Below are 340 nucleotides of genomic sequence, written 5' to 3' on the forward strand. Positions count from 1 at the left end.
TACCGTTATCAGCGGCATCCCGGTCGGCGCCACCATCACCGATGGCACCAACAGCTACACCGCTATCCCGGGTGGTGACGGCACGGTCGACGTAAGCAGCTGGAACCTGTCGGGCATCACCTTCAGCGCCGGCAGCAACGTCAGCGGCAGCTACACCCTGACCGTGACCGGCACTTCCGTTGAAACCGCTAACAACAGCACCGCGACCACCGTGGGCAATATCGTTGTAAACGTAACCCCAGTGGCCGACGCGCCGGCTGTGGTTACCCATGAAGTGACTGGCGACGAAGACACCTCCATCGCATTGGGCTCCGTGGCCACCTACGCCGACAACGACGGT

The 340-nt window shown here is 62.4% G+C and carries 1 protein-coding gene; it reads left to right on the top strand.

Annotated features, from left to right (window positions below; translation table 11 throughout):
* A partial coding sequence (locus tag OGL93_RS22150) for a hypothetical protein (protein WP_263265167.1) occupies positions 1-340 on the top strand: 340 nt, incomplete at both ends.

The organism is Pseudomonas sp. RIT-PI-S, assembly GCF_025642975.1.
GTDB lineage: Bacteria > Pseudomonadota > Gammaproteobacteria > Pseudomonadales > Pseudomonadaceae > Aquipseudomonas.